Source organism: Parendozoicomonas sp. Alg238-R29 (assembly GCF_947331445.1).
Taxonomy (GTDB): Bacteria; Pseudomonadota; Gammaproteobacteria; order Pseudomonadales; family Endozoicomonadaceae; genus Sansalvadorimonas.
Genome location: NZ_CAMZOG010000016.1, coordinates 37,534 through 61,212 on the forward strand (window position 1 = coordinate 37,534; position 23,679 = coordinate 61,212).

Genomic DNA, 23,679 nt, shown 5'->3' on the forward strand with positions numbered 1-23,679 from the left:
GTTTTCTCCCAAGTATTTTCAGCCCGTCGTTTAAAGCGCCTTGATTTGTGGCAACCTTATTTTAAACACGGGGACAACAGGTCAGAGCGACTCAACAACTATGCGACGCCCTTTTTCCTCAGTTTCCAGCAATCGGGATTCTTCCTGCTCCCGATCTTGTCGTTCGGCAACGGAGCGGACTTCCTTCCGCTTCACCAGATCAGCAAGAGTGATACCACTCAAGAATCCATGTATCTGTTGACTGAGATCACACCAGAGATGATGGGTCAGGCACACATCACCCTGTTGGCAGCCTTCAGTTCCATGACAGCGAGTCGCATCAACGGATTCATCCACTGCATCAATCACTTCTGCGATACCAACGTTCTCACCGGCATCGCCGAGGCGGTAGCCGCCACCGGGGCCACGAACACTGGTTACAAGATTTCTACGACGCAGCTTGGCAAACAGCTGCTCAAGGTAGGACAGGGAAATCCCCTGACGCTCAGAAATGTCGGCCAACGCCACAGGGCCGCTATTGGAATGCAGCACCAGATCAAGCATGGCAGTGACCGCATAACGGCCTTTTGTAGTCAGACGCATACCGCTTAACCTACCCGGAAGCGCTTACTCAGCACAAAAAGAAAGAAGCCTCAAACCACCGGTTCAAAACACCTTTTTTCTTATGAAAGGTGGTATTTGGGCGCATGAGCTGAATTATCTAATAACCGACCATTTTAGTCAACTAATAGAACAGCTATGCCTGACATGTATTTAGTGCCGGGGAGTATAACAAACAAGGGAGAAATAACCGAAGGTTACTAGGGGGTTGTGATTTGATTGCAGCGCTTGCCGGCAAAGATCAAGCACCACAATCAGAAAGTCGAAACCGGAGACAGAAGGTCGAAACCGAAGAGAAGAAAATCCCTTACCCTCCTCACTTAAACGTCTTGTGGGTTTCTAAACTTATCTGCATTCGCCACTATGAAATCAAGAGATGAGCTTACATTCGAGGAAACTGCATTCCTATCATACTGCCCTTCTCCGGAGGTCAATTGCGAACAAACACTATGCAACATCCTCAAACTCTCACGCAGAAATTCACCCTCCGTTCCTGCACGATTTACCGCCTCTGAGACCACCTCTTTCAACAAAGCAAAATAAGCATCAGGACGGTTTTCTAGATTTTTCATTAGTAACAGGAGCTCTTTCACCTTTTTACCCCGCTCCACCCCTTCAACCTGGCTACTGCATCCCCAAAGTATCAACACAAGCGCATTAACATGAGGCTTTACCGCACCAACCAGCTCTGGTGCGCTTTTAACAGTTCCACGTTTGAACTGAAGAAACTCAACATGCAAGGGATCAACTTCACGCTGACGCAATGACAGATGGCCAACTGCATTAAAGAGCTCCTCAAAAGAACGAAAGAAGTTTCTTGTTTGGTAATGAACAAAAGATTGCACTGAAGCAAAACAACCCCTTACGAGATATCCCCCAAACCCTGAAAACTGCGATCCCCCTCTAGAGTTAGAGGCAGCATCCGCCCCTGGAACATCTTTGCCACCATTAACACCGTATACCCCAACTCCCATACTCATAGCAAACTCCTTGTCACCTGAATCAGTTTAAGTTCATCACACAACTTCCCTTACTTAGTCTCCAAACACAGAGGAAAGTTCGACTGAAACAGAAAAGCCGCACAAGGCGGCTTCTCAAAAGTTAAAGGGCATAACTGATTGCTAAGAAGCCTTAACATTATCGGGAGTATCTTCTTCCGCCATCACAGCAAAATCTTCTGCATTCAACTCTGGCAAGGATATATCGCCGCAATCTATCCCCTTGTCTTTCAGCGCACAGCAAAGCGCCTCGAAACGAGAATCTACAACCTGAATATGCTCAAGCATGGCGTTGATAGCATGCACAGTCGGGTCAGGCATTTCTTTAGTGATTGCGTAAGCATCGAAGCCAATCTTTTCCGCCATGGCCTGATGCTCTTCCCCTACTGGAGACTGGCGTCTGACAATGCGACCAGGAACACCAACAACCGTTGCACCCGGCGGCACCTCTTTTACCGCTACCGCGTTAGAGCCGATTTTAGCCCCCTCACCCACAGTGAACGGCCCCAGCACTTTAGCTCCAGCACCAACAACGACACCATTTCCCAAAGTTGGGTGACGCTTACCACCATCAAGACTGGTACCACCGAGAGTCACCCCTTGATAAAGAGTGACATCATCACCAATCTCGGAAGTCTCCCCGATAACCACTCCCATACCGTGGTCGATAAAAAAGCGTCGCCCAATGGTTGCTCCCGGATGAATCTCAATCCCAGTAAACCAGCGAGAGAATGTCGATATCACCCTCGCCAGCCACTTCCAGTCTCTACACCAGAGAGGGTGGGCAAAACGATGTAATAACAGTGCATGCAGCCCCGGATAGTTGGTCAGAACTTCAAAAGTGTTACGCGCTGCGGGATCCCTATCCAACACACTGCGAACATCTTCACGAATTCTTTCAAACATGACTACACATTCCTATTGTTGTACGACACCATCTTACCGAATGGCGCCAGACTCTATTTCCAAAGTAACGTTTTATTTAAAGTAGAGTAACGTTTTATTTAAAGTAGATAAGTTGCGCAAGACCCACTTTTGCACAGTTCTTTGCGCACCAACAACTATTTACGCAGACTACGAAGGGCCACCTGCGTCTCGGAGAGAATACCCCGAAGAATATTGTACTCAACCCGATCTGGACGGCTGCGGGCATAGAGGCGACGCAGCTTCGTCATGATTTTTTCTGGATTACAACTCTTAAAGAAACCAACATCTTCCAGAGTTTCTCTCAGGTGCTTGTAATACCCCTCCATCTGCTCAGAGGATGCTGGCGCATGCTCTCTTACCTCAGGCACCTTACTGGAGCCTTCCTGAGCCAGAACAGCCATTCGCAACTCATAACTCAAAACCTGAACAGACGCGGCGAGATTCAGGGAACTGAATTCCGCAACAGATGGAATATGCACCTGACGGTGACACAAACGCAACTCTTCATTAGTCAAACCACGATCTTCACGACCAAAAACCAGCGCCACTTTTGCACCGTCTTTCGCCTCTGCCACAACATCTTGAGCCGTATCCCGCGGATCAGTCAGAGAAAGAGAAATCCCTCTTACCCTGGCACTGGCACCAACAACCAGTTCACAATCGGCAATAGCCTCTTCAAGAGTACTGGTGACAACGGCATTTTCGAGAAGGTCAGTAGCACCGGATGACAAAGCCCTTGCCTCACCAGAAGGAAAATCAACCGGATCAACAAGATACAGAGAGGACTGCCCCATGGTTTTCATGGCTCTGGCCGCCGACCCAATATTGCCGGGATGAGTGGTATTAACAAGCACGACCCGAATATTTTTGCAGGGATTTTGTTCAGAAGACATCAATAACAACCAGTCACCCTTTCGAAAGAAAGGCCCATCAAGTAAAAAGATGTACGCATTCTATCAGAATGCGTGAGTGAAAATTCTGCCAAAATCCATTGCCAACCCATAACCAGCCAAGCACCATCACCTACCCCAGCCCTGTATAAAACCGTCAATACACCTATTTCACACCGAACACACTGCGCAAACCACAAACAGCTGATATAATCCGCCGGTTAATAATGTTCTTTTACCTCACAGAATACACATCCCGATATGCAACCGATGGTTACTATTGCCCTGCGCGCTGCGCGTACGGCTGGCGAGATTATTGTTCAGGGCTACGAGCAGCTGGACGTCATCAAGGTTCAGAAGAAAGAAGCCAATGATTACGTTACAGAAATCGACAAAGCCGCTGAACGCGCCATTATCTCCACCTTGAAAAAGGCCTATCCAGATCACGGTTTCCTCGGAGAAGAGTCTGGCCACCAGCCTGGCTCCGGTGAAGGCGAAGACTATCTGTGGATCATTGATCCACTGGACGGCACCACTAACTTCATTCACGGCCTGCCTCAGTTTGCAGTATCCATTGCCTGCCAGTATCGTGGCCGCATTGAACACGCCGTTGTATTCGACCCCATGCGCCTCGAAGAATTTACGGCCAGTCGCGGTCATGGCGCAGCCCTGAATGGCCGACGCCTCCGCGTAACCAGCCGCACGGGTCTGCAAGGCGCCCTGCTTGGTACCGGATTCCCGTTCCGTGAAGGTCAACTGGCCCACATGAATAACTATATGAGCATGTTCCGCAGCCTGGTTGGTGAAACTGCCGGTATTCGCCGCCCTGGCGCAGCCGCCCTGGACCTGGCCTATGTTGCTGCCGGACGTTACGATGGCTTCTGGGAGTTCGGCCTGAAGGAATGGGATATGGCTGCTGGCAGCCTATTGGTTACAGAAGCCGGTGGTCTGGTTGCCGACTTCCGCGGTGGTAACAAGCATCTGGAAAAAGGTCAGATTGTTTGTGGCGCACCACGAGTTTTCAAGGAGGTTCTGACTAAGATTCAGCCTTTCCTGACTGAAGACATGAAGTAAATAAAGTAAATAAAGTAAATAATGTTGCGCCCGGCAACCCCGGGCGCCGCCCCTCCTTACGCACACTATACTCCTTTACGATTACGTACTTGCCACACTCTCCCAACACCAGCAGATATGCGATAAGAAAGCTGCAAAACAGTCATACGGCCACTTAAGTGCTTTCAAACAACAACAGAGAACTGATCACCTGGACCGACGAATTCAGCGTTGGCATTCAGGAGATAGATGAGCAGCACAAAACCCTTGTCGACCTGCTGAACAATCTTTATGTAGCCATTCGGGAACATCATGGCAACAAGGAAGCAACAAACACGCTTTGTGAACTTGCCACCTATACCCGCATACATTTTACTGTTGAAGAAAGTCTGATGAGCATCACGGGCTATCCCGAATACGAAAAACACAAATACCAGCACAAGCTACTGGCAGATCAACTGAATGAATTTCAGGAAAAAGTTGTCAACGGCACGCCCATCAGCGTTGAACTACTGCACTTTCTTAAAAACTGGTTAACCCACCATATTCTTGAAGACGATATGGCTTACGCACCCCATATGATCAAGAAAGGCATAAGGACTCACCACACTAAACGCTCCTTAATAGATCGCCTACTTCATCGCCAGTAAATTTCTCACCCCACCTTAACCTGAACAGAAGTGAGAATTACCCGCTCAGCCCTGCCCGGCAATCAGGCTCACGCAACATCACCGATGGAATATATTCCCTATGCCATTGCAGCTTCTCATCCGACATCAAGCCAACCTCAACTGACGGGTCGAAATCCGGCACCCAGACAGATACAACCCGACAACCAGCTGAGACATAAACAGTTCCCTGCCCCAAAGCTGGTTTAACAGTGGCTCGAAACAGGCCAGGAACAATACGGAAGTAATCACTATCGTCCGGGTACATCCAGCGAAACAATGGTTCCGAGGCAAAAGTTTGAACAAGAGTCTCAACTAGCTTGGGCAAATCTGACTGCTTCGCTATACGCACTCTCACAATATGCCCCACTCTCAATTAACTTTCCAAGAGCCTAAAAGTAGTTCCAACAAAAAAGCCCGAACTCACAATAAGTCCGGGCTTTTTATTAAGTTTACAATTAGCTCTTAAGGCATATCGTCAACTTCGTCTTCACGAACCGGAACAATCAAGTCTTCGCGATTTACATTCATGTACAGCAGCATATTAGAAGCGATGTAGATAGATGAGTAAGTACCCACACCCACACCCACCAGCAACGCTGTTGCAAAACCATGAATCATGTCTCCGCCAAGGAAGAACAGAGACAACAGCACCATGATCGTTGTACCCGATGTTGCCAAAGTACGACCAAGGGTCTGACTCAGGGAGATATTGATAATCTCAGCAGGCGTACCACGGCGAACCTTACGGAAGTTTTCCCGCACACGGTCATAAACAATGATGGTGTCGTTCAGGGAGTAACCCACAACCGCCAGAATGGCTGCCAGCACAGTAAGGTCAAACTGCAGGTTAAACAGTGAGAACACACCCAGAACAATCAAGCTGTCGTGTGCCAGGGCAACAACCGCCCCCAGAGAGAACTTATACTGGAACCGGAAAGCGATGTAGAGCATAACCAGAGCCAATGCCAGCATCATTCCCAGGCCACCCTGATCACGGAGCTGTTCACCTACCTGCGGCCCAACAAACTCAACCCGCTTAACCTTGATTTCACCTTCGTAGGCTGCGCCCAGCTGGCGAGCTACACGATCCCCAAGGGTCACGTCAGTTTCGCCGCCAGGTATACGAATCAGCACATCGTTGGCTGAACCATACTCCTGAGCAATAGCCTCACCATAACCCATCTCATCCAACTGGTTACGCACTCCTGCTACATTGGCAGGGCTATCGTAAGACAGCTCAACCAGTGTACCGCCGGTAAAGTCGAGACCAAAGTTAATACCATTAACAGCCAGCGTACCCACAGAACCCAATAGCAACAGCACAGACAACACTGTTGCCATGGTCCGGAGCCTCATGAAATCTATGACCCGGGTATGGCCAAACATTTTCTTGCCAGAAGCATTCACGCTGGAAGCCGCTTCTGGTTTTGAACCATCATTAGACATAGCTCAATCCTCCTCGGCTTAGATAGAAAGCTTCTTAAGTTGACGACGGCGACCGTACGTCAGATTAACAATAGCCCGGCTGACCAACACCGCGGTAAACATGGACGTCAGGATACCCAGAGACAGTGTTACGGCAAAGCCTTTCACTGGTCCGGTACCAATAGCGTACAGAATCACACCCACAATCAGCGTGGTGATGTTAGCATCAAAGATCGATACAAATGCCCGATCAAAACCTTCGGCAATGGCTTTATGAGGCAACTTACCGCTCTTAATTTCCTCACGAATACGGGAGAAAATCAGCACATTGGCATCTACCGCCATACCCAGTGTCAACACAATACCGGCAATACCCGGCATAGTCAGAGTTGCTCCAAGAATGGACATCATCCCCAGCAATAGCAACAGGTTCAGGGCCAGGGCAATATTTGCCACTACACCAAAGAACCGGTAAACCACCAGCATAAACAGAACGATCAGAGCCAGACCTACCAGAGTGGAATTAATACCCATGCGGATATTTTCTTTACCCAGGCTTGGACCAACCGTTCGCTCTTCAACAAAGTGCATAGGTGCGGCCAGAGAGCCTGCACGTAGAAGCAATGCCAGTTCAGAAGATTCCGCACGGGAATCCAAACCGGTAATCCGGAAGTTACTGCCCAATACCGCCTGAATGGTTGCCAGGCTGATAATGCGCTTCTCTTCACGGTAAACCGGAACGCTGACTTCTACCTGCTCACCTTTCACGGTACGGGTTTCCGTGCGGTTGCCCATAAACTTCTGCTCAATGAACAGAACCGCCATACCCTGACCAACATTATTTCGGGTTGCGCGCTTCATCAGCTCGCCACCACGATTATCAAGGCTGATATTTACTTCAGGGCTACCTGTCTGGATATCAACATTGGAGCGGGCATTAGCAACCTGATCACCTGTCATGATGATGTCACGTTGCAGGTTTGCAGTACGGCCGGTATTGGAACGGAATTCGAAAGTTTCATAGGTGCCGGGAGCCGCATCGAAACCGGCTGCCAAACGGAATTCCAGGTTCGCAGTCTTACCAAGAATACGTTTGGCTTCTGCGGTATCCTGAACACCAGGCAGTTCTACAACAATATGCTTTCTGCCCTGACGCTGAACCAGAGGCTCGGACACACCCAGCTCGTTCACACGATTGCGGACAGTGGTGAGGTTCTGTTTGATCGCGTAATCTTCCAGATCACGAATCTGCTGCTCACCAAGAGTGGTAGACACAATAAAGCGGCCATTCACTTCACGGTCTGTCACTGTTAAATCGGGGAATTCTTTAATAATCAGGCTACGAGCCTTGTCACGTGTTGCCTCATCAACGAAGGCCAGTTCACGAACAATGGGGTTGCCGCTCTGAACTGTGCGATAACGCAGACGCTCTTTACGCAGAGCCGTACGCATTTCACCAGCATAAACATCCATGCGTGTCTCAACAGCCTTCAGGCTATCAACTTCCAGCAGGAAGTGAACACCACCAGACAGGTCAAGACCAAGCTTCATGGGCTTTGCCCCCATGGAAGTCAGCCACTCTGGAGTTGTAGGCGCCAGATTCAGTGCCACTACATAGTCGTAGCCAAGCAATTCCTTGACAATCGCCTTAGCCGGCAACTGATCTTCATTATCTGTCAGCCGGATAAGTACGGAATCACCTTTCTCACCAGCTTCCGAGGATTTCACTGCAATCCCTGCTGCCTTCAGAGCACCAACGGCTTTTTTCAGAAGAGGCTCACCAACACGGGTAGATGTGCTGGCACCAGAAATCTGAATAGCCGGGTCATCCGGATAAAGGTTAGGCAGGGCATAGAATGCACCTATCGCCACAAACAGAAAGATTGAAAAATACTTCCACAAAGGGTATCGATTCATGGGACCCTCAGGTTCCTCTTAAATAAAAATGGCCTGTTTCTCAAAGAGACAGGCCATTTGTAATCCCGTTCAGTTAATTGCCTTCATCGTGCCCTTAGGCAGAGTGGCTGCAACAGAGCTTTTCTGGAATTTCAACTCAACATTACTGCTTACCTGGAGAGTAACAAAGTCGTCAGCAACACCAACAACCTTTCCGACAATACCGCCGGTGGTTACCACTTCATCACCTTTACTGATGCTTTCCAGCAGGGTTTTGTGCTCCTTGGCGCGCTTGCTCTGTGGACGCCAGATCAGCAGCCAGAAAATCAAAACAAAACCGCCCAGCATTACCAACTGCCCTACCATACCTGGGCCAGCCGCACCTGCTGTCTCACCAGCTGCAAAAGCCTGACTGATCAAGCTCATATCCATACTCCCTATTAATGAGTAACAAAATCCAGAACATTCACTACATACAAAAGCCGGGCTTTAGCCCGGTTTCTGTTCAACTTTTGATCAGATGCTCAACGGAGTGGCAATCTGACCACGCGCTGCGTAGAACTCGTCAACAAAGTCGCTCAATTTACCCTGTTCAATAGCCTGCCGCAATCCAGCCATCAAACGCTGGTAGTAACGAAGGTTATGAATCGTATTCAGCATTGAGCCAAGCATCTCGTTACATTTATCCAAATGATGCAGGTACGCTCGTGTGAAATTGCGGCAAGTGTAGCAGTCACAACCCGGCTCAAGAGGCTCTTCTGCATGACGATGCTTGGCGTTACGAATCTTTACAGTGCCCGCAGCCGTAAACAGATGTCCGTTCCGGGCATTTCGGGTTGGCATCACACAGTCGAACATGTCCACACCACGACGAACAGCTTCAACAATATCTTCCGGAGTACCAACACCCATCAGATAACGAGGGTATTCTTCAGGGATGCGACGAGGCGTGTGGGAAAGAATCCGGTACATATCGTCTTTGGATTCACCAACAGACAGCCCGCCAATGGCATAGCCATCAAAACCAATTTCCAGAAGACCGTCCAGAGAACGGGCACGCTGATCTTCAAACATGCCACCCTGAATAATACCGAACAGGGAAGATGGGCTATCGCCATGGGCTTCACGGCTGCGCTTGGCCCAGCGCAAAGACATTTCCATGGAAGTGCGAGCCCGCTCTCCGTCGGCATCACCGGGGGTGCACTCATCGAAGATCATGACGATATCGGAACCCAGATCACGCTGAACCTGCATGGAAGATTCCGGGCTCATGAAAACCTTGGAACCATCAACGGGTGAACGGAAGGCAACTCCTTCTTCTGTAATCTTGCGCATTTCACCCAGACTAAATACCTGGAAACCGCCAGAGTCAGTCAAGATCGGCTTATTCCAACCATTAAAATCGTGCAAAGTGCCATGTTCTTTGATGACCTCTGTACCCGGACGCAGCATCAGATGAAACGTATTCCCCAGAATAATTTCGGCACCGATTTCGTGAATATCCCGCGGCAGCATACCTTTCACAGTGCCGTAGGTTCCCACTGGCATAAAGCAGGGGGTTTCAATAGTGCCACGTGGGAAAGTCACCCGACCACGGCGGGCCAAGCCATCTTCGCCCAGCTTGTCGAATGACATGAAACATTCCTGACGCATGGCGCAGTCTCCTGAATAGCTTGGGCAGCCTGATGGCTGCCCAAAATAGTTATCTCAATGATGTTTTCGTCTTAATGCTCTTTATAAGAGCTTTAAGGGGCTTTCCGGGTAAGCAGCATAGAGTCGCCGTAACTGAAAAAACGATAGCGTTCGTCAATCGCTTCCCGGTATGCATTCATTACTTCTTCGAAGCCGGCAAAGGCAGATACCATCATCAACAGGGTTGATTCTGGCAGATGGAAGTTGGTAATCAGCGCATCCACAATCTGATATTTAAAGCCGGGGAAGATAAAAATATCCGTTTCACCAGCAAACGGTTTGAGTTCACCATCCCGGGCAGCTGTTTCCAGACTGCGAACAGATGTTGTACCTACCGCCACAATCCTTCCACCTCGAGCGCGGGTACGATTCACCGCATCCACAACATCCTGAGGAACTTCCAGATATTCAGAATGCATGTGGTGATCTTCGATACGATCAACCCGGACAGGCTGATAAGTTCCGGCACCCACATGCAGGGTTACGAATACTTTTTCGATGCCCTTGGCTTCAATCGCAGCAAACAACTCATCATCAAAGTGCAAACCCGCAGTAGGAGCTGCAACAGCCCCTTTTCTGGAACCATAAACGGTCTGATAACGCTCTCGGTCTTCCAGCTCATCTTCACGGGTAATATAGGGTGGCAGTGGCATATGGCCATGCTTTTCCAGCATTTGCACCACAGGCTCTTCACCGGCAAAGCGCAACAGGAACATCGCGTCCTGACGCTCAACCATTTCTGCCTCCATACCACCTTCCAGCAACAGCCGGGCACCTGGCTTGGGAGATTTACTGGCCCGAACCTGCGCCAAAACCATTCGCTCATCCAGTACACGCTCTACCAGAACTTCAATTTTTCCGCCCGTTTCTTTCTGGCCGAAAACCCGCGCAGGAATAACCTGAGTGTTATTCAGAACCAGAAGATCACCAGGCTCCAGATAGTCAACAACATCCCGAAATGTTTTGTGTTCCGGCTTGCCGCTTTCACCATTAACCACCAGCAAACGGCTGGCGCTCCGCTCCGGCATGGGATAACGGGCAATCAGTTCATCGGGAAGGTCAAAATGAAAATCGCTGACGCGCATTTGCCGCTACAGCCTCACACAGCATGAAAATGGGCGGGAAGGATACCGAAAGACAGGAGAAATGTCAGGTTGTTCAGAGGGAAACAGAACAACCTAACAGAACAACCTGAGAGGTTTTATGTTTACGGGTCTGTTATATCGTCATCATCGCCCATTTCCGAGTCAGCATCATGGTCGGAGTCGTGTCTTAAGGTTGATGTAGAGCTTGCATCATCCACGTCATGATAATCTTGATTGGTCACCACCGTATTACCAGTAGCTGTCGAGGAAGCCAGTGATTCATCCACACTGGAAAGACGGCGATGAGGGTTCTGGTGGAAAGGTGGTTCCTCATCGTCGCTCCAGTTACTGTCTTCCTCTGAGGAGCTCAAGGAGCTTGAGGCCTGAAAGCGATTGAGCATCCATTTTTTGCCTGCGCTTTCAGAAAGGCTGCTTAAAGAATGTGGATAAACACTCTCATTGTTATCTGAATACCCTGGATCACTATCATCACGGTTCAAATACTTGTCTGCATAACGTGGCTTTCTTTGTCCTGTCGGGTCAGGCAACTCTCCGAAAGAATCCGCATCGGTGTGAACAACCAGCGCGTCCGGCTTGAGATGGTGCGGCTGTTTTTGGTGAGTCGCTTCCTCAGGGATATAAGAAGAACGCTGGCGCCCACCTTCTACCCTGCCGGTACCATTTTCCAAGATCAGGAGAATACGGGTGTTTTGTATCCACTTTTTCTCGGCTTTACCATTAATAGCCATGCCGTATTCTTTGGTCAGTTTTTTATTAACTTTCTCTAGCTGCTTTTCAGAAGTTTTCACTCTCTGTTTGAGCTCTTTTACTGGCTTCAAATCTTTTCTAGCATTGGCGACCGAGGAATAAACGTAATCGGTGTAAAGCTTTATTTTTTCGTCAGATACCCCCTGCCCCAGTAGTGGTGGCACAATCTGAACCGACTTCCCTCCCACAACCAAAATAACTTTTACCTCCTCTTCTTCCGCAAAACCTTCATCACCAATCCAGCGCAGCATTTTATTAACGTTTTCATGCATCCACAGTTCAGCTTTGTCTTTACGGATGCCTTGGATGATGTTTTCACGCACTTGTAAGGTCTTGCGCCTTTGCTCCAGATTGACACCTTCGTCAGTCATTTTTGTAACTGTTGGATCAAACCCATCCACAGTTTCTACTGTGCGCTCCTCAAGGGACGGAGGCTCAAACTCCACACTGCCGTGGGAACCGGAATATCCCGAAGAAACTGAATCCTCACTTTCAGAGCGACTGCGCTGTAAAGGGTGTGATTCAGTCAGTGAATGGTCTCCAGAATCTGACTCTGCCAGCCGGTTTAGATGAGAGTCAACACCCTCCTTCGTGGAGACATCACGGCCAGAAGGGTGGGAAACAGCAGCAGAAGGTGCCAGCTTGGCATTACAACTCCTCTTCCTATCAAAAATGTTTGTAATTCCCTGCTTCTTCTCCTCTTCTGTTAGAGGAGAAGGTAGCGGTGGAGGTTCGGGAGGTTGCACTGCTCCGTTGCCTTCCGTAGGTTTCATAGCCAACCCTCTGAAATCAATAACAATTGTATTTTTTATCGGCCAGAACGGAAGGATCTTGCATGCTTATTCGCAAATGTTATACTGCGCCCATCTTGAGTCGCCAGTGTGATGGAATTGGTAGACATGACGGATTCAAAATCCGTTGCCTTCACGGGCGTGTCGGTTCGAGTCCGACCACTGGTACCACTTTAAAAACAGCCACTTAGGGCTGTTTTTTTTGGTTTTAGACTCCCTCTTTTTTGTACGACTCTGTGACACTCGATTGACATGTACGCGACATGAGTTTCATAAATCACCCACATCGCTATCAATAGAATCCTTTAATTCTGGTTCACTCAATCAACCAGAACTCTCCCCCTCAATACTCGAATCCAGGGAGAAGTGAGCCTCTAAAAGATCAGGGTGCCTAATCGAGAACAACATTAAATCTTCCACCATTTGTGACCGCTGATCCGGGTCAACCCAAACAGCTTTCCCCTCTCCAAGAGGAGTACTACAAAAGTGACAACACCCTACAGGTAAACCTCTCCAGCACATTACCTACAGGGTTACTTTTGGTCAGAATTTTTTGAAGGTTATTCGTTCAAATACAACTCAGCCATGCCATCCAAGCGACTCTTCACTTCTTTCCAGTGGGGCATAACCTGAGTCAGCAAACGCCAGAATCGTTCACTGTGATTATGCTCAGCAATATGACAAAGCTCATGAAGTATTACGTAATCGATACATTCTTTCGGGGCTTTCACCAAGTGAGGGTTAAGCATCAGGGTTCCCTTGGCTGAACAACTCCCCCACTGCTTTTGCATGGGAAGAATTCGGAAGCTGGGAATCCCTTTCACCCATGAGGCTTGAGGCAGTAGGTATTGCAGCCGCTCATGGAAAATACGTTCGGAACGATACTTGTACCAGTCGTTCACCAGTCCCTTGGTTAAACTGGTTTTTCGCTTGTCGAACCTTGGAAGCGTGACGAGAATTTTGCCTCTGTCCATTTTCACAGAGGCGGTAGATTCCTTGTTTTCAACAACTTTCAGAACATAACGCCTGCCAAGATAAAACTGCATCTCGCCGCTGACGTAGTTCTTGCTCTGAACATATTTCTGATGGCTACGGAAATCGACAATGGCATCCCAAACCCATTTAGCTCGCTTCATCACAGCTTCGTGAATATCGGTATTCTCAGCATCATCTGGAGCGGTGACAACAACTTCGCAGTCAGGGTGTACTCGTATAGTGATTTTCTTTGCCTTACCTTCAGGCAAATGTTTTCGAACAACCTCATAAGAGACAGCTTCGTCACCATAGACAAAGCTGTACTCTTCTTTCGTGCACCCTTCTTTCGTGTGCTCGTTTGAACTCACTGATGCCATTATTTATTCAAGCTCGACAAACCCAAACGGGTAATTTGAACAATATCTGTAATAACAGCCTGTGCTTTTTCAATACCCAAGTCTCCAAATAACAAGGGCAGCAGACCAATAGTAATCTGGTTCTCGATTTCCTGAGGGTTAATGGAGAACTCAGCCACTGACTTTCTCACCACAGCATCAATCTTAATGGCATAGTTGAAGCATTGCTCCTCTGTCAGTGTTCCTTGCTCTTCAGAGGGAAGAGGTTCACCGAGATGTTTCAGGAATAACCCATAGTAAGCCTGCACATGGTGTTTGATCTTGGGGTCAAGCTCATTAAAGCGATCTGTAGGGATACCTTCCACCTTTCGCTCTTTCACCTGCTCTTCAAAGTCCGCAAACAGCATGTACTGTTTAACGGGTGCATCAAACATCTCTTTGGTTTTTTCGATGGCTTGCTTGAGAAGCTTTGAGAAGTATTCCTGAGCGTAAGGATCGTCAGCCAGATCCTGTTCGATCATTTTAGTGACTCGACCTGTAATCTTGTCTTTTTTGTTTCGCGCTTCATCGTCGGTCATCTGCTCCGGTTTGGCCTCTTTTCCCATATTGCCAACCAGATATGCTCCCTGTGACTCCTTAACCTCAACACCACCAATATGCTTATCCAACAGCGCTCGGATGTCGTCAGAGTACTCATCGTAGTCAACAGTCTCCTCTGCATCTTCCTTCACTTGTTTACGCAGCTGAGACATCATTTTCAAAGTGTTCTTATAGAGCTGACGCTTGTCATCGAAGCTCTTGTCTTCAAAGTATGTGGCAGATTGCAGGGCAACCTTCAGGCAGTTGGTGTAATCAGTGAGAGCTGCATAGAACTCATCCCGTTTTTTCAAATTGGTATCTGCGAGTTGACCATCCACAGTATCGATTTTTGGTGCAAGAACCTGACGTAACGCCTGCCCATCCTGTTTGTTTTTCACGCCATCAAAAATAGCCCACAACTCAGCGTAAAGACCGGGAAGCTTTTTATATTCCGTATCCATCCGGTTATAGAGACCTTTCAGGTCATCAATATCAAACCCGCCCTGGGTACGTTCAGCCAGGTCCTGATACTTCTCAATGGTTGCATCCAGCTCTTTCAGAATGCCCCGGTAATCGATCAGGTAGCCAAACTGTTTCTTGTTATGGAGGCGGTTAACCCGTGCAATAGCCTGAATCAGGTTATGCTGCTTCAAAGGTTTATCGATATAGAGCACGGTATTTTTTGGCTCATCAAATCCGGTCAGCAGTTTATCAACCACGATCATCAGATCAGGGCCTTCATCCTTGCCAAACTCTGCAATGATATGCTTGGTATAACCTTTTTCGTCCTGTCCGTACCCCGCATCAGCAACATTCTCCTTCCACCAGTTCTGGACAATATCGGTGCTTTCCTTATCAACCGAATCATGTCCTTCACGGGTGTCAGGTGGAGACATGGCAACCACTGATGTCACTTTGCCAATGTCGTCCAGTAACTTTTTATACTGAATAGCCGAGGCTTTAGAGTCACATGCCAGTTGTCCCTTCAAGCCTTGCTGTTTGAAGTTCTGAAAGTGATCGGAAATATCATGAGCGATAAGCTCCAAGCGCCCTTCGGTCTGGTAAATCTGGCCTTTTTGGGCAAATTTCTTCTTCAGGTCGGTACGCTGTTTTTCCGTCAGTTTGTCGGTAATGCGATCAAACCAGGCATCAATGGCTTTATCGTTGGTACTGAGTTCAGGAATTCGCTCTTCATACAACAGAGGAGTAACAGTTTTATCTTCTACAGCCTGCTGCATAGTGTAGGAGTGTATGATTTTGCCGAACTTATTCTCTGTCTTGTCGCCTTGCAGTAAAGGTGTACCGGTAAAGGCGATAAAAGCAGCCCTGGGTAGAGCTTGCTGCATACGGACATTGTTCTCACCATTTTGGCTACGATGCCCTTCATCTACGAGAACAATCATATCCGGGCTATCGTTGTAACATTCAGGCAGATTTACTGCTGTACCGAACTTATTGATGATGGAAAAGATAATCCGTTCATTACCTTTGCCTATCTGTTCAGCCAATCGTTTGCCTGTGGTTGCCATGGCATCTTTCTTATCCTTACTGGACAATGCGCCACCAGAGGCAAAAGTTCTGGCAAGCTGATCTTCCAGATCGACCCTGTCCGTCACAACCACCACCCGACACTTAGCGAGTTCTTTCAACCAGATCAGGGCTTTCGACAGAAATACCATGGTGAAGGACTTGCCAGAGCCAGTGGTATGCCAGATGACACCACCATTTCGAGCGCCCTTATCATCAAAAGACGTGATCCGTTCAACCAAAGCTTTAATGCCAAATACTTGCTGGTAACGGGCAACAATTTTGCCTGCTTTGTTGTCGAACAGGGTAAACAGACGAGTCATTTCCAGCAAACGATCAGGGCGGAGAAGGGACACCAGTAAACGATCCTGGTCTGTTACCACCAAATCACCACCAGACATCAGCGACTGATACTCCTTACCCATAGCCTTGGGGCGATGATTAAAAATGGCATCAAGTTTTTCGTCTGTGAGTGGTGTGTTCTTTAAGCGAGAAAACGTTGTATCGGTAATCTCTTCTTCTTTCCATTTCGCCCAGAACTTGTCTCGTGTACCGCAGGTACCGTACAGACCATCATTTCCGTTTATCGAAAGCAAAAGCTGGCTATAGGCGAATAGATGGGGAATCTCATCCACTTTCTGATTGCGAATATTCTGGGAAATGCCTTCTGAGACCGTAGGTTTTCCTTCCGTTGAAGAGTCAGGCCGTTTCGCTTCAATCACCACCCAAGGCAGACCATTCACAAAGCAGACAATATCGGGAATCCGTTTGCCTGTGCCCTGGCTATTCTCCACTTCCAGCTCTTCGGTGAAGTGGAAAACGTTATTCTCCGGGGTTCCCCAATCAATAATCTGGATGGTAGGGTTCGCTTTTTTCCCATCCACAAACTCAGTCACACCAATACCGTAGGTCAGGGCGTTGTAGAGCTTTTCATTAGCGGCTCTCAAGCCCTCATTCATAGCAGGGTTGGAAAGCTCATGGACGATTTTGTCGATAGCTGCTGTTGATAATGGGTGTTCTTTGCCCATAAAAGGGAACGTCTTTTTGGCTAGCAGGCTTCGCAGCACTTCAGGCAGTAAAACTGTGGAGGGGTTGCCTCTTTGTGCCAGGCATTCACTGGGTGGAATAAACTGATAGCCCAGGTTAGTGAGCAGAGTCAGGGCAGGGATTTTTGCACTTTGCTCTTCCTTGAAGCTGGGTAATACATCGATCACTCTTCTTTATCCTTTATCAGGGCATGCAGCGCTTCGATATTGGCTTGAGCACCTTCTGCTTCTTTCAACCGGCGGCGTTGTTCTGCAAACTGATCAAACATCTGCTTTGCTTTTTCGTCCGCTGCTTTTTTTGTTATTTTTCCAGCGTTATCCAATACATCACGATCATTGAAACTTAAAAACTGATCGAGTTTTTCTGACCAGTCCTGCAAGAAAACCTGCTTGCGCCGCAATGCCTGATCTTCTGCAAAATCCAGCCACATATTGATAATACGATTCAGTTCTTTGATCTCATCTTCTTTCAAATAGTTTTTGGCGATGGTGACATCAGTTTTGCGGACACTCTCACCTTTAAAGCTGGTCAGCCCCATATTCAACAGAGAGGCATCCGCACGACTGGCAATCAACTCAGCTGCCGTCATGTGGGTGCAGGCAAAGTGGAGTTTGTTTTGTATAGTTTGGAAAAAACGGTTGGTTTCCCGGTTGGAGGGTTCATAGTCTGCCGCCATCACAAAAATCTCTTTGACTCGCAGATAAACCCGGCGTTCGCTTGCACGAATGTCCCGGATACGTTCCAGCATTTCCGAGAAATAGTCTGGCACCTGTGAATCGCCCACAGGAGGGTTTTTCAGACGCTCATCGTCCATGGCAAAACCCTTGATCAGATACTCCTGCAGGGTCTGTGTTGCCCACTTGCGAAACTGGGTGCCACGTGAAGAACGCACTCGATAGCCAACAGCAATCACCATGGGCAGGCTGAAGTATTTAACATTGTAGGGTTTGCCGTCTGAGGCAGTTGTTCGGTAAAACCGAACAACTGAATCTTCCTCCAGCTCCCCTTCCATCAGGATATTACTGATGTGTTCGCTGATGGTGGCTTTGGCCTTACCGTACAGGTCACAGATCATGGCCTGAGACAGCCACAGGGTTTCCGCTTCAAAACGACATTCCACACGGGTTCTGCCATCTTCACTCTGGAAAAGGACAAATTCGCCCTGGGGAGCCATGGGGATATTATCTGTCATTAGTCGCGCCTCTTCTGTTCCGTTGTTTGCTTCGCGGGTTGGCGATGGCACTGTGACTCCATGATAATTCGTGACACAGAGTCTCACTTTAATTTGAGACGCAGTGCGTCTCGATTTCGCTCATCAGGCGGCTTCCTTGGGTTCCACTTTGACTCGGCGTTTGCCTGTTAGCAGTTGTTGCATCAGGGCTTTTTTTTCTTGTTTGAGATGGGTGAGTTTGGTTTGGTGTTTTTTGATTTCTAAGTCAGCAGCAACCAGAACTGTTGATACTTTTTTCTGTTCGGCTATTTCTGGTATTTTTATATAAATAGATCTAATCGTTGACAGGTTTAATCCAGCCTTGGCACCAGAATCATTCAAACGATTAATGCGATAGTTCATCGCTTTGGATGATAATTGAAACGCAATAAATTTGGAGTATGAGAGCTCATGCCTTATGCGAACTAAGGCGACATGCTGGTTGATATATGCCTCACCTAAATCATCTGGCACCCAACCAATCTTACCAAGTTCAGCAGTAATGGAAATTAAGATGTCGCCATATTGTAGAGAAGTACGTCTTCCATCAGAGGAACCACACTGAACATCAACAAACTTAAGGTCATCCAGCTTTAAGTTAATATTATCTCGTGGCAAGTTGGTCATACGAATGAATTTACTCCCAGAATTAGAATAATACTTCGCCCAATCTCTAGAGCCGCTGGTTACTGACTCAGAAATTTTTCCCAAAGGTATCTCTTCCCATTCTCCCTCAAACCCAGCAAAGCGCTTCTTCCCTGTCAGCAACTGCTGCATCAGGGCTTTTTTCTGCTGCTTGCTGGCTTCGATCAGATTTTCTGTGGTCGCAATGGCTTTATCCCAAGTGCCAAGGATTTTGGCGATTTTTCGCTGTTCTGGGAGTGGGGGAATAGCAATTTTCAGTCCTAAAAGCTCACCCTTGGTGATGTTTTTCATCGAACCACTTGTACCAGTGGAAAGGTTCGATAACACATACCGTGAATGGTCTGAAGCAAGGATGTAGCTTAGCCATTTCATATCGGTATTTTGTTTAGGGACTGTCTGCCAAAGCTTATCCGGCAAAAAGAGATCAAAGTAATCTTCAGCTATATATGCACTTGCACCCACTAACGCTTCGGTATTGCTACGACTAATTATTATTTGCCCTTTTTGAGGGACGGTCTTGGCTCTCTCTAGCTCAGTGCTTGAAGTAATTGCCTTAACAGCACTAGGGTCAAAGTAACCGTAAGAAACAGCGCTGACTTTCAGCACACCTTTCTCAGCATTTTTAAGAGCACGGTCTTCCCCGTTGACACTGACTCCCGATTCTAAGCCTTGAATCAAATCACCAACACGACCATCAATCCAATCTTCAGGCGCCATAACCCAACTCCTTCAGGTAGCCCGCCATTTCCACTTCCAAATCCACCCGCTCAGATAACAACACGCCACAACACCATACCAATTGTGCAACGCTGCGTTGCACAAAATAAACCGGCAGAAAAGAAAGGTGCAACAGTGTCGCACCATTTTTATTCATCATGACTTGATGCCTCCAAAACGGCGGATAACTCTTGCTCCAGCTCTTCAATGGTGGGCAAACTGGATCGCAGGTTTTCAGGTAACTGTTGGGTCATCGTCTGTTGCCAGTTGGCGACACCAATGGGGTTGTTGTAACCCGACAGAGCGTATTCAACCACCAGGTTGTTTTTCTCTTTCACTAACAGTAAGCCGATGGTGGGCTGATCGGTTTCGTGGCGCATCTGGTCGTCAATAACAGCCTGATACAGGTGAAGCTGACTCACATGCTCTGGCTTAAACGCACCGATCTTAAGCTCTACCACCACATAGCAGCGCATTTTTAAATGGTAAAACAGCAGGTCGGCGTAAAAGTCTTGTTTCCCAAGCTCAAGATGTACCTGTCGCCCTACAAAGGCAAAACCCTGGCCGAGTTCCACCAGAAACTGTTCAAGATGTTGTTGCAGTCGGTTTTCCAGTTCGGCTTCCCGTTTAGGTGTATCCAGCCCTATGAAATCAAACAAGTAAGGGTCTTTAAATAATTGCACCGCCATATCCGACTGAACGGGTGGCAGGGTTTCGGGAAAGTTGTTGATGCTTTTGCCCCGTCGGCCAAATTCGTTGTTGTCGATATGGACAACCAGCATGTCCCGGCTCCATCCCCGTTCCAGTGCTTCCTGAGCGTACCAGAGCCGGGCGCTCTGCTCTTTAACCTTGTCCAGCAAAGCGCAATTGCTGCGCCATGGCAATTGTGCAACGGTGCGTTGCACAATTGCGGCATCTGGCCAGCTGGCGGCAAATTTTGTCATATATTTCAGGTTTCTGGGGCTGAATCCAGACAGTGCGGGCAGTTGTTTTTTCAGATCTTGCGATAGCCGGTCAATGACCTTTGCGCCCCAGCCCGCTTGCTGTTGTTTGACCAGAATGTGTTGTCCCAGCTGCCAGTACAACAGTATTTGCTCTACATTCACTTTCTGTAAGGCTGTTACTCTCCTGCTGGCGATGATATCAATCATCTGGATCAGGAAATCCGGGTAATCGCCGGGCAGGTTGCTCAGGCTCTCGCCCACAGGAAAACACACACCATCTCGTTCTGAGGGTGCTCGTTCTTTGCGCGGCTCCTGTTTGTGATCGTCATCACTCATAACCCAACTCCTTCAGGTAACCCGCCATTTCTGTTTCCAGATCAGCCAGTTCATTGTGCAGCGCCAGTCGCTCACTCCGCACCGCCATCAGATCAATCTCTTCTTCCTCCTCGAAAGTATCCACATAACGGGGGATATTCAGGTTGTAATCGTTCTCCTGAATCTCTTCCAGGGTGGCAAGGTAAGAATATTTGTCAGTGGTCTGGCGATCCTGAAAGGTATCAACAATCTTCTGGATATTGTCGGTACTGAGCTGGTTCTGGTTTTTGCCATTCTTAAATTCACGAGACGCATCAATAAACAGAACCTTGTCGTCAGTTTTCTGTTTACGGAAGATCAGAATGGCGGCAGGAATACCTGTACCAAAGAACAGTTTCTCTGGTAGGCCAATTACAGTATCCAGCAGGTTTTCATCAATCAGTTGCTTGCGAATTTTGCCTTCGGACGATGCCCGGAACAGTACACCGTGAGGCACAACCACCCCCATTCGCCCCCCTCTCTTTGATGAAGAGCCGGGCTTTAGCGTCTCAATCATATGGGAGATAAAAGCGTAATCGCCTTTTGTTTTCGGCGGAATACCACGACGGAAACGACCAAAGGGATCATCTTCTGCACCTTCATGCCCCCACTTATCCAGTGAGAACGGAGGATTGGCTGTCACCACATCAAAGTGCAACAGCCCGCCCTGATTTTGTGAAGAGGTATCTTGCAGCTTGGGGTTACGAATGGTGTCGCCCCATTCAATCCGGTGGTTATCTTCACCGTGCAGGAACATGTTCATTTTGGCCAGTGACCATGTCGAACCAATGGCTTCCTGACCGAACAGTGCGTACTTCCTGGAACCACCAAAATTCTTCTGCACCTGCTTGCCACACTTCATAAGAAGTGAACCGGAACCACAGGCCGGGTCACAAATCTGGTCGCCTTCCTCAGGCTCCAGAAGAATAGAAAGCAGATCAGACACTTCTGGCGGGGTATAGAATTCACCCGCAGATTTACCACTCCCCGCAGCGAAGTGCTTGATCAGGTATTCGTAGGCGTTACCAATGACATCCAGCGAACCCACACGGCTGGGGCGCAGGTTCAGGGTTTCCTTGCCAAAGTCCTCCAGCAGGTGACGCAGAATATCGTTCTTCTGTTTTTCATCACCCAGCTTGTCGGTGTTGAAGCTGATGTCCTGAAACACATTTTTCAGCTTGGTGCCGTTGGCTTCTTCAATAGCATGGAGCGCTTGGTCGATACGGCTACCGTTACCGGCTTCATGACGGTGTTCGTACAAATCCCAGAAGGTGCTGCCGGTAGGGATTTTAAAGGATTGGCTGGCCATCATCGCTTCGATCATGGCCGGGTTGTCACCAAACTGTTTGGTAAGCTCTTCCACCTTGTCCTGATGCACATCGGAGATGTATTTCAGGAACAGCATGGTGAGGATAAAGTCTTTGTAGATAGAGGGATCAACGGTGCCACGGAAGGTGTCGCATGCCTTCCAAACGGTGGTGTTGATCTCTTGTTGGTTGATCGGGGAGTGTGGCATATCTGTTCTCAGTGACCGCTCTGAATAAGTGTGTCTGAAGTCTGTGAAATTAAGTCGTGAGCAATAGCGTTAAGCTGTTGTTGCCTGTTTACTATTAATTTTTGAAGTAGCGCATTCTCTCTGATGCTTGCTGCATAGAGCTTGGCGATGGTGTTCTGTGTTTCTATGTTTGGCAGTGCAATTTGTGCAGCCGCAAGTACTGGCTTGCGAATACTGATCTGGTGGCTGCCTTCTGCGCTGTTTTTGAAGTAGCGCTGAACCGGTGGCTGATTAATCTGCCATGTCAGAAATTCCGGGTTTATTGTGCCTTGGTATTCTGGTGTGACTCGTAACAGGAATAAGCTTGGTGCCAGGGTGGTGTCGGGCATATCACGTGTTACACAGCAGGCTAAGTGGCGAAGACCTTTATTGATAAAGAGGATATCTCCCTGCTGAAGCCAGTCGGCTTTTCGCTTGCCTGTGAGGTTGGTTGTAATCAGGTTGCTGGTGAGCAGTTCACCCAGATCTGAAATATCTTTGGGCTGAACAGCCTTTGCGCTCCCTTCAGGATTGCCCTTGATCGCCCCACGAAATGGATAGCCTGCCTGAATGGTCACAAGCTCAGATAATGCAACCTGCCTGGCAGTGTGAGCTTTGACTTTCTTTGGCATGAAAACCTTTCTTTGTAAGTAAATCTGGAAATCATTGTGTCAGGCGGGAGCTTTTATGGCAATAATTAAATGCAGTATTAGAATGGTGCATTATTGTTTTTTCGCTCATGGCAAATCAAAGGATGTGATTATCAGGAGATAAGGGAGTGTCTGTTGCTCATTGAGCCTGGATTAAGTATCTACGCATGATTACGATGGCATTATCAATAAATTCAATGACTTAAAAGCACTGTATGTTCGGCCAACATATACGACACACTCTCGGTCATTTTATGGTTAGAATCATCAGTCGCTTTTTGTCTGTATTTTAAAGGTGCTGAAAGAGGTTCTTTTTGACCGGTTTTCAAGCTTTTGAAGTGTTTG

At 48.1% G+C, this 23,679-nt stretch carries 21 protein-coding genes and 1 tRNA gene; 3 read left to right on the forward strand and 19 right to left on the reverse strand.

Annotation, left to right across the window (positions count from 1 at the left end):
- Positions 1-81 precede the first annotated feature (81 nt).
- The 4 genes from iscR to QMA35_RS06165 all read right to left on the reverse strand — a co-directional run bounded on the left by iscR (position 82) and on the right by QMA35_RS06165 (position 3,418).
- Positions 82-582 carry a Fe-S cluster assembly transcriptional regulator IscR gene (gene iscR, locus QMA35_RS06150; protein WP_281646259.1) on the reverse strand — a complete coding sequence of 167 codons (501 nt, stop codon included), beginning with the start codon at positions 580-582 and terminating at the stop codon, positions 82-84.
- Between the two features lie 338 nt (positions 583-920).
- Positions 921-1,580, reverse strand: a complete 660-nt coding sequence (locus QMA35_RS06155) for a hypothetical protein (RefSeq protein ID WP_281646260.1) — start codon at positions 1,578-1,580, stop codon at positions 921-923.
- Positions 1,581-1,721: 141 nt separating this feature from the next.
- The gene (gene cysE, locus QMA35_RS06160) at positions 1,722-2,504 is read right to left on the reverse strand and encodes a serine O-acetyltransferase (RefSeq protein ID WP_281646261.1); all 783 of its coding nucleotides are present in this window, start codon (positions 2,502-2,504) and stop codon (positions 1,722-1,724) included.
- A 155-nt stretch (positions 2,505-2,659) separates the two neighbouring features.
- Entirely contained in the window at positions 2,660-3,418 is a 759-nt protein-coding gene (locus QMA35_RS06165; protein WP_281646262.1) for an RNA methyltransferase, read from the reverse strand.
- Between the two features lie 258 nt (positions 3,419-3,676).
- Here QMA35_RS06165 and QMA35_RS06170 point away from each other — a divergent pair, with 258 nt between their 5' ends.
- Complete coding sequence (locus QMA35_RS06170) at positions 3,677-4,489, forward strand: inositol monophosphatase family protein (protein ID WP_281646263.1); 813 nt, start codon at positions 3,677-3,679, stop codon at positions 4,487-4,489.
- A 158-nt stretch (positions 4,490-4,647) separates the two neighbouring features.
- Positions 4,648-5,118 carry a bacteriohemerythrin gene (locus QMA35_RS06175; protein WP_281646264.1) on the forward strand — a complete coding sequence of 157 codons (471 nt, stop codon included), beginning with the start codon at positions 4,648-4,650 and terminating at the stop codon, positions 5,116-5,118.
- 37 nt (positions 5,119-5,155) lie between these two features.
- On the opposite strand, the gene QMA35_RS06180 is transcribed toward QMA35_RS06175, so the two are convergent.
- The 7 genes from QMA35_RS06180 to QMA35_RS06210 all read right to left on the reverse strand — a co-directional run bounded on the left by QMA35_RS06180 (position 5,156) and on the right by QMA35_RS06210 (position 12,778).
- A complete protein-coding gene (locus tag QMA35_RS06180; RefSeq protein ID WP_281646265.1) occupies positions 5,156-5,464 on the reverse strand; it encodes a hypothetical protein in 309 nt (102 codons plus the stop codon).
- A 137-nt stretch (positions 5,465-5,601) separates the two neighbouring features.
- Positions 5,602-6,585 (reverse strand): protein translocase subunit SecF, encoded by a 984-nt coding sequence (secF, locus tag QMA35_RS06185; RefSeq protein WP_348650932.1) that lies wholly within the window; start codon positions 6,583-6,585, stop codon positions 5,602-5,604.
- A gap of 18 nt (positions 6,586-6,603) precedes the next feature.
- Entirely contained in the window at positions 6,604-8,481 is a 1,878-nt protein-coding gene (secD, locus tag QMA35_RS06190) for a protein translocase subunit SecD (protein WP_281646266.1), read from the reverse strand.
- A 69-nt stretch (positions 8,482-8,550) separates the two neighbouring features.
- A complete protein-coding gene (gene yajC / locus QMA35_RS06195; RefSeq protein WP_281646267.1) occupies positions 8,551-8,886 on the reverse strand; it encodes a preprotein translocase subunit YajC in 336 nt (111 codons plus the stop codon).
- Positions 8,887-8,976: 90 nt separating this feature from the next.
- Positions 8,977-10,113: a tRNA guanosine(34) transglycosylase Tgt gene (gene tgt, locus QMA35_RS06200; protein WP_281646268.1), complete on the reverse strand. Its 1,137-nt coding sequence runs from the start codon at positions 10,111-10,113 to the stop codon at positions 8,977-8,979.
- A 92-nt stretch (positions 10,114-10,205) separates the two neighbouring features.
- Positions 10,206-11,237 carry a tRNA preQ1(34) S-adenosylmethionine ribosyltransferase-isomerase QueA gene (queA, locus tag QMA35_RS06205; RefSeq protein WP_281646269.1) on the reverse strand — a complete coding sequence of 344 codons (1,032 nt, stop codon included), beginning with the start codon at positions 11,235-11,237 and terminating at the stop codon, positions 10,206-10,208.
- A 122-nt stretch (positions 11,238-11,359) separates the two neighbouring features.
- Complete coding sequence (locus QMA35_RS06210; RefSeq protein WP_281646270.1) at positions 11,360-12,778, reverse strand: hypothetical protein; 1,419 nt, start codon at positions 12,776-12,778, stop codon at positions 11,360-11,362.
- 102 nt (positions 12,779-12,880) lie between these two features.
- Here QMA35_RS06210 and QMA35_RS06215 point away from each other — a divergent pair.
- Positions 12,881-12,967 (forward strand) — tRNA-Leu (locus tag QMA35_RS06215).
- Positions 12,968-13,356: 389 nt separating this feature from the next.
- On the opposite strand, the gene QMA35_RS06220 is transcribed toward QMA35_RS06215, so the two are convergent.
- The 8 genes from QMA35_RS06220 to QMA35_RS06255 form a co-directional block, all read right to left on the reverse strand.
- On the reverse strand, positions 13,357-14,148 hold the full coding sequence (locus tag QMA35_RS06220) for a SprT family zinc-dependent metalloprotease (protein ID WP_281646271.1): 792 nt from the start codon (positions 14,146-14,148) through the stop codon (positions 13,357-13,359).
- Positions 14,148-17,447: an HsdR family type I site-specific deoxyribonuclease gene (locus QMA35_RS06225; protein ID WP_281646272.1), complete on the reverse strand. Its 3,300-nt coding sequence runs from the start codon at positions 17,445-17,447 to the stop codon at positions 14,148-14,150. Before QMA35_RS06225 ends, QMA35_RS06220 begins: the two co-directional genes overlap by 1 nt.
- Positions 17,444-18,523 (reverse strand): RhuM family protein, encoded by a 1,080-nt coding sequence (gene rhuM / locus QMA35_RS06230; RefSeq protein ID WP_281646273.1) that lies wholly within the window; start codon positions 18,521-18,523, stop codon positions 17,444-17,446. The genes QMA35_RS06225 and rhuM overlap by 4 nt, the downstream gene beginning before the upstream one ends.
- 72 nt (positions 18,524-18,595) lie before the next feature.
- The gene (locus QMA35_RS06235) at positions 18,596-19,852 is read right to left on the reverse strand and encodes a restriction endonuclease subunit S (RefSeq protein ID WP_281646274.1); all 1,257 of its coding nucleotides are present in this window, start codon (positions 19,850-19,852) and stop codon (positions 18,596-18,598) included.
- Positions 19,842-20,012, reverse strand: a complete 171-nt coding sequence (locus QMA35_RS06240; protein WP_281646275.1) for a hypothetical protein — start codon at positions 20,010-20,012, stop codon at positions 19,842-19,844. The genes QMA35_RS06235 and QMA35_RS06240 overlap by 11 nt, the downstream gene beginning before the upstream one ends.
- Entirely contained in the window at positions 20,002-21,132 is a 1,131-nt protein-coding gene (locus QMA35_RS06245) for a PDDEXK nuclease domain-containing protein (RefSeq protein WP_281646276.1), read from the reverse strand. Before QMA35_RS06245 ends, QMA35_RS06240 begins: the two co-directional genes overlap by 11 nt.
- Positions 21,125-22,666 (reverse strand): type I restriction-modification system subunit M, encoded by a 1,542-nt coding sequence (locus tag QMA35_RS06250; RefSeq protein WP_281646277.1) that lies wholly within the window; start codon positions 22,664-22,666, stop codon positions 21,125-21,127. Before QMA35_RS06250 ends, QMA35_RS06245 begins: the two co-directional genes overlap by 8 nt.
- 8 nt (positions 22,667-22,674) lie before the next feature.
- Positions 22,675-23,316, reverse strand: a complete 642-nt coding sequence (locus tag QMA35_RS06255) for a hypothetical protein (protein WP_281646278.1) — start codon at positions 23,314-23,316, stop codon at positions 22,675-22,677.
- Positions 23,317-23,679 lie beyond the last annotated feature (363 nt).